Annotated in this window: 5 protein-coding genes, 1 tRNA gene and 1 pseudogene; 4 read left to right on the top strand and 3 right to left on the bottom strand. The window is 63.5% G+C overall.

Annotated elements, in window-relative coordinates; translation table 11 throughout:
* Nucleotides 1-422: 422 nt before the first annotated feature.
* Nucleotides 423-1,391 carry a polyprenyl synthetase family protein gene (locus QZY44_RS17665; protein ID WP_295449109.1) on the top strand — a complete coding sequence of 323 codons (969 nt, stop codon included), beginning with the start codon at nt 423-425 and terminating at the stop codon, nt 1,389-1,391.
* A 67-nt stretch (nt 1,392-1,458) separates the two neighbouring features.
* Nucleotides 1,459-1,535, top strand: a tRNA-Pro gene (locus tag QZY44_RS17660).
* Between the two features lie 99 nt (nt 1,536-1,634).
* Here the strand turns inward: QZY44_RS17660 and QZY44_RS17655 are convergent.
* The 3 genes and pseudogenes from QZY44_RS17655 to QZY44_RS17650 form a co-directional block, all read right to left on the bottom strand.
* The gene (locus tag QZY44_RS17655) at nt 1,635-2,696 is read right to left on the bottom strand and encodes a site-specific integrase (RefSeq protein WP_295449106.1); all 1,062 of its coding nucleotides are present in this window, start codon (nt 2,694-2,696) and stop codon (nt 1,635-1,637) included.
* Nucleotides 2,697-2,767: 71 nt separating this feature from the next.
* Nucleotides 2,768-2,920 (bottom strand): annotated as a pseudogene (locus QZY44_RS35850) (helix-turn-helix domain-containing protein); the annotation flags it as partial.
* Between the two features lie 74 nt (nt 2,921-2,994).
* Nucleotides 2,995-4,437 carry an ORF6N domain-containing protein gene (locus QZY44_RS17650; protein ID WP_295449104.1) on the bottom strand — a complete coding sequence of 481 codons (1,443 nt, stop codon included), beginning with the start codon at nt 4,435-4,437 and terminating at the stop codon, nt 2,995-2,997.
* Nucleotides 4,438-5,027: 590 nt separating this feature from the next.
* Here QZY44_RS17650 and QZY44_RS17645 point away from each other — a divergent pair.
* Both QZY44_RS17645 and QZY44_RS17640 read left to right on the top strand, forming a co-directional pair.
* Nucleotides 5,028-5,393, top strand: coding sequence for a hypothetical protein (locus QZY44_RS17645; RefSeq protein WP_295449102.1), 366 nt, complete (start codon nt 5,028-5,030; stop codon nt 5,391-5,393).
* A 68-nt stretch (nt 5,394-5,461) separates the two neighbouring features.
* Nucleotides 5,462-5,913: PH domain-containing protein (locus QZY44_RS17640; RefSeq protein ID WP_295449098.1), on the top strand; the 452-nt coding region annotated here is incomplete at its 3' end.

Below are 5,913 nucleotides of genomic sequence, written 5' to 3'. Positions count from 1 at the left end.
CGACTTCGCGCAGATTCACGCACGCGCTCTCCGGCAGCGGGGGACCGAGACGCTTTATACCCCGACCGCCGGGCATTGTCCAGGGTTGTGGACAACCATCGCTTGCAACAGCGGATCCTGGCTAGAACGGTTCCGCCCTGGGGTCTCGGGCACGGCGGCCGACGCGGGAGGCGCATATCCAAACGCCCACACTCGACCCCAGGATCGGTCGCACCCACGCCAAGACGCCAAAGCAGCATGATTATTCAGTGCCTTATCAGCAGCGCCCCCCCTTGCGGCAGCCGCGCAGCACAACGCAGAAACGCCCTTGTTTTGCCTGGCGTCTTGGCGTCTTGGCGTCGGCAAACGCCGGATTTAGGTTGACAGCCCCCCGAGTGACCCCTAGCATCGACGGCCACCTATTGATTCCAGTCCCCACACGCATGGACCTTTCCGCGATCCGCCTCCCCGTCGCCGAAGACACCAAGGCCGTCGACGCACTCATCGTGCGGCGGCTGCAATCCGACGTCGCACTGATCAACCAGATCGGGCACTACATCGTGCGCAGCGGCGGCAAGCGGCTGCGCCCGCTGTCGGTCCTGTTGGCCGCCCGGGCCTGTGGCTACCGCGGCACCCAACACATCAACCTGGCCGCGGTCATCGAATTCATCCACACCTCCACGCTGCTGCACGACGACGTGGTCGACGGCTCGGCACTGCGCCGCAGCCAGGACACCGCCAACATCGTCTGGGGCAACGAGGCGGCCGTGCTGGTGGGCGACTTCCTGTACTCGCGCGCGTTCGAGATGATGGTCGAGGTCGGCAGTATGCGGGTGATGGAGGTGCTGGCCCACGCCACCAACCGCATCGCCGAAGGCGAGGTCTTGCAGCTCCTCAACACCAAGGACCCGGATACGGACGAGCGGCGCTACATGGAGGTTATCGACCGCAAGACCGCCACCCTGTTCGAGGCCGGCACCCGTTTGGGCGCCATACTCGCGGACTGCCCGGCCGCCGTGGAGACGGCCATGGCCGACTATGGCCGCAATCTGGGGATCGCCTTCCAGTTGATCGACGACGCCCTGGACTACAGCAGCAGCAACGCCGAGCTAGGCAAGAACGTCGGCGACGACCTGGACGAAGGTAAGCCCACCCTGCCGGTCCTGCGCGCGATGGCCGTAGGCACTGCGCCACAGCGCCAACTGCTGCGTGAGGCCATTGAGCACGGCGGGCGCGAACGGATCGACGATGTGATCGCGGCTATTGCATCGACTGACGCAATCCCCTACACTGCTCAACTCGCATGTGATTACGCCCGACGGGCAAAGGAGGCACTGGCCGCCCTACCCCCCTCAGACGCCACCGCTGCGCTGGCCGGGATGGCCGATTTCGCGGTCAGTAGAGACCATTGACCTTAAGGACCGGCAATTGAAATGCGGGTCACCGCCGGGACCGGCCGTATTGTCCCACTTGTTTATTCGGGGTGTAGCTCAGCTTGGTAGAGCGCTGTCTTCGGGAGGCAGAAGTCGCAGGTTCGAATCCTGTCACCCCGACCATATTTATCTAGGCGCTTAGGCGTCATTTCTCGAAACTCTCAAGTGATAGTGTGACGCGGAATGTGACGCGCTGGCCCGTAAGGGCGGCGGGCCACCTGGTTAATCGTCGCCGACATCCAATATTGCCACCGCTGCCCGCACTCGCTCGGGGGCCAAGTGCGCATACCGCTCCGTCATCCCGATGGTGCTGTGTCCAAGTAGATCTCTGACCTCGGTTAGCGGGACTCCACCCGAGACTAGCCAGGCCGCGCAGGTGTGTCGCAAATCGTGGATTCTGAAATCCGTGATCTCGGCACGCCGGCAGGCGCTCATGAACGAACGGCGGCAGGCAGCAATCCGCGATCCATCCTCGTGGGCGAAGACCCAAGGCGATCCTGGGCAGTGGGCCAAGCGGAAGGCAATGCGGCTGGCCAGTGCACGACAGGCCGTTGCGTTCAGTGGGACCGAGCGCCGCCGTGCCGCCTTGGTGTGCTGCGCCTCCAACAACAGCAAGCGGCTGTCCAGATTAACGCGGGACCACTCGAGCCGCAGCAGTTCATCCCTCCTGCACCCCGTGTGCAGGGCCAGCCTGATGAAATCCGCCAGATGTCCAGCTTTCGGTTCAGCCTCCGCTGACTGGATGAGTCGCGTGGCGTCCTCCTTGCTCAACCAGCGTACCCGGCCCTCGGGCTCGCGCAGTTGCCGCCCGGCCGCTGGGTTGGGTATCGCCCAATCCCATTCGCGGCGAGCATAGTTGAGCGCCGACGACAGTAGGCCGATTTCGCGGTTGATCGTTCCCGGTTGCGCCCCTGCGGCGCGGCGGTCGTCGATGTAACGGCGTACGTCCGACGGGGCCAGCGTCGCCAAGTTTCGCCCGGTAAACGCCGGGTACAGGTGCTTGGCGCTGTAACGGTCGCGATCGGCCCGCTTGTCGGCGGACGGCCCTTTGAGATAGGCCAACATCAGCGCGTCGAAGGTGCGGACCGGGAGCCCCTGGGCGTCCGTGGCGCGGTGCGCTTCGAGGCGCCACCCGGCAAGGATGGCCTCGGCGTCGCGGCGGTTGGTAGTCCGAGTAGAGCGCCGAGTTCGGTGGCCTGTGCGGTCGGTCCAGGTAGCCCACCAGAATGGCGAGCCAGGGCGCTGGTAGAGGCCGTCGTGATCGGTGCGTCGTGGTCTGTCCATGCCGGAAGAATAGCACGCGGAGCGCTTTTGTCGAGCATAGCAACCGCCTGGGCCTCCGCGCGCTCCACGAAGGCACGCACGCTGGCGGCACTCACCCGCACTGCCCGACCAATCGAAACGCGCCGCAGTTGGCCCGCGTCCATCAGCCGGCGCACGGTGCGCGGGCTGACGCTCAGACACTTGGCCGCCGCGGCGAGGGTCAATGCGAGGGGTTCAGCGGTCATAATTCAGCCTAAAAAGGGATTTAGGGAGGCGGAGCACCATCCAGCGGGCTGGCGGCGCCCCCCGGCCTGGCGGCCTACTCCTGGAGGTCGGGCCGCGGATCGCGGCGTGCGCCCGGCACGCGGGCATAGAGCTTGGAGATCTCGCCCATGCGGCCATGGGACAGTTCGACGATCAACTGCGCACCGCGCTCGACGCCGGCGGCGAGCTGCTCGGCGCGCAGCTCGGCGATGACCTGCTCGAAGTCCTCGCCCAGCCGAAACACCCGCCGCAGCAAGTCGGCCTCGGCCTCATACACCGCATCCTCCCAGGCGGCAGACGCGGCATAGAGCCGGCGCAACTCGGCGCACATCACGGGCAGGTGGCGCACCTCGAATTGCTGGGGAGAGCGCGTACCAGTGACGGCGCGCAGGGACCGCCAAATCGCGAAGCGCCAGGCGCGGGCGTGGAACAGATGATCCGTCATGATCCCCAATAGCCGATCCAGGTTGGCCCGGTCGGCGCGTGTGAGGACCTCGGCGGCCGGGGCCGGGAGCGCCGGCACGGGCGCGGGGGTGACGGGCAGCGCCGTCAGGTAGACGATGGCCTCGGCCAGCTTGGAGCGGGGAAGCTCGGCCGGCTCGACGATGTGGAACTGGCGTTGCAGGCTCGCCCACAGCCCGGCGGAGACCTGCTCCTGGGTCGTGCCGTCGCGTCCCTCGCAGCGTGCACCAATGACGGCCGCCAGGGCCTGTTGCTCGCTTGGCAGTAGGGGCCCGTCCGCCGGTTGACTGGTCGCGGCCGTTGTCGCGGCCTCGAAGGCGCGACTCACCCGCAAGTGAAACGCGAGGCTGACCGACAGCCCATAGGCCAGGAGTACCTTCTTCACCACGAAGGTGCCGCGCCCCGGCGTGGCCACCACCGCCGCACACCCGGGAACCTCACACTCCTTAATGATCGCGATGGTGTGGTGGCGTTGCAGCCAGCGGTTTGGCTGATGTTGGTCGTCGCCGCCCGCCGCTTGATAGACGTCGTTGATGCAGTAGCGTCCGTCCCGGTCCTGCCGGATGGCGATGTCGCCGAGGGTGATCGCCGGATGTTCGGGGTCGGTGCCCGGTACCGTGGCCGGACTGGGGACCGGCGCAGCGGCGGCCTGGTCGGCGCGGCGGAAGTACGCATCTTCCAACTGCTCGAACACCTCCCAGGCGCGGTCGGTGTCCAACATCTTGGCGTGGCGGGCCGCGCCGCGTTCGGTCCAGAGGATCAGATGACGGGTCTTCGGGGAGATTTTCACTACGTCGAAATTTTCGATGTAGTTCTTAAACTCTTGTAGCGCAACGCCTTCAAGCCTTACAAAGTGCTTCTCCGACTCGAACCGCGCCTGGTTGTTGGCGAAGTTCTGTCGAATCTGTTGTTCAGATGCACCGTAGAGCTGCGCAAGCAGCTCGGTGGTGACGACACGCACACCTTGATAGGCAACGACGGGCAGGGTGTCGGGGGATACGACCGGGACGGACGGATCTTGGGATGGGTCAGACATGGTGGAGTCCTCTGGGTTTGAGAACCGCCACCGTCGACGCCAATCGAGAGGGTGGCGGGTGCCACAGGGTTGGCGTACGGCCCCAGAGAAACCGCGCGCCCGAAGGCGCCCCCATGGCGCCCACCATAAAAAGGGGACGCACAAAAAAAGCGCTTCGGATGAGCGCTTACGCGCTCTGGGAGTCAGGACGCCAATCCCGGCCGCCCAATGAGGGGCGACCTGGGCAGGATAGGCCGGAGCCGCTGTGCCCGTCAAGGCGGACGAGGCGCCAATCGCTTTCAGCAAACGCATTCTAACCCCCTGAAACAACGACTGTCGCCAGAAGTGACCACTATAGAGCACTCTGAGCACTTTTCGCAAGCAAGAGCCAACGCACGCGGCGGTATGTGTATTAGGAATTCACACCTTGAAACCCACTATCTTGAAAGGTATCATTGATTTGAGGTTTCGGAAAACCCCAAGGCTCCATTTACCAAGCCCTTACGGACAGACAGCCGTGAACGACTGGCAACCGAGCAAAGAACCGACGGCGTTGCCGTCGCCCGCCATCCCTATCCCGCCTGAACGCGGGGTTTCGCGCTGAGGACCAAATGAGAAAATCTTATATTACCCGTGCCGCGGCGGTCGTCCTGTTGACTGGGCTTGTCGCTGGTTGTGCATCGGTGGCCGTAAATAATGACGCCATCGAAAAAAATACGGCCAGTGCCCTTGGCCTTGAGAAAGGTAGCTTCACCATTTCAAACCGTGAAGATGACGGCATTAAAACGAGCTATCTCGTCAAGACCAATGCAGGCAAGAAATACACTTGCTATGTCACCGGGACGGTTTCGGTGGTTGGGCGGGTGGTGTCAGATGCCATTTGCACTGAGATGAACAAATCAGGCAACCAACCGAGTGGAAGCGGAACAAGCACTGCTTGTAATGCCTTGCTGAAGGCCGCTGGCAAGTGCAATTAGGCATCCGCTAGGCAGCAAGCTCTGACGGGAATTTAGCGTGAAAACCAAGTCAACGGAGATAAGACAGCATGGCGTCATACATTGAAAACGCAATGGGTAGTGGTGAGTCGGTCCAGTGCCAGGCCACGGTAAGCATTTTGTCGATGCTGGGGCTGTTCGTCCTTGGGTTGGTACTCCTCCCCTTTTACGGGTTGGGACTCCTGGCCTGGTTAGCGGCCTATCTACGATACATCAGTACTGAGTTAGCCGTTACGAACAAGAAAATTATCGCCAAAACCGGCTTTATTCGACGCGACACGATTGAAATGCTCCTGCCAAAAGTCGAGAGCGTTCAGGTCATCCAGTCGCTATTCGGACGGGTACTCAACTACGGCTCGGTGGCCTTGATCATCGTTACGGCCACCCCTGCTATGCCGCTACCGGCAGGAGCGCGGGCGGTCTGGGTGGGCGCGGTCGTCGGCGCGCCGGTGACGCGGGCAACGGCATGCGCTGGAGCACCTGCGCGAACAGCGTTTCGTGG

This window comes from uncultured Thiodictyon sp., assembly GCA_903837595.1.
Taxonomy (GTDB): domain Bacteria; phylum Pseudomonadota; class Gammaproteobacteria; order Chromatiales; family Chromatiaceae; genus Thiodictyon.
The sequence above is the reverse complement of the archived record's forward strand: the minus strand, read 5'-3'. Positions and strand labels throughout refer to the sequence as shown.